The 260-nt window shown below is 53.8% G+C and carries 1 protein-coding gene; it reads left to right on the top strand.

Going from position 1 to position 260, the window contains the following annotated elements:
* Positions 1-260 (top strand): DUF2931 family protein (locus FDX19_RS13130; RefSeq protein ID WP_137383116.1); only part of this gene is annotated, 260 nt, incomplete at both ends.

Below are 260 nucleotides of genomic sequence, written 5' to 3'. Positions count from 1 at the left end.
GAGCAGTGGGGAAAGACGCTGCCTTACGACCACTGGCAGTTTAATTTTTTTCACCCGAAAAACCTGCCGGCACTGGTGACAATGGTGTATCTGGAGGACGGGGATATCCGGGAGAGTATTTTCCGGCGACTTGATCCGACGGAACCCAGCCAGAGCAGTGTGGGGAAATGGAGCCAGCGCGTAGGCGGTTTTTCAGCCAATTTTAATATTGGCAAGGCGCTTCCAGTCAGGATGACGGTGTGCTGGGACTCGGTTATCGA

The sequence above is a fragment of the Citrobacter sp. wls619 genome (assembly GCF_005281345.1).
GTDB lineage: Bacteria > Pseudomonadota > Gammaproteobacteria > Enterobacterales > Enterobacteriaceae > Citrobacter.
This window is presented reverse-complemented; position numbering and strand designations above follow the sequence as displayed.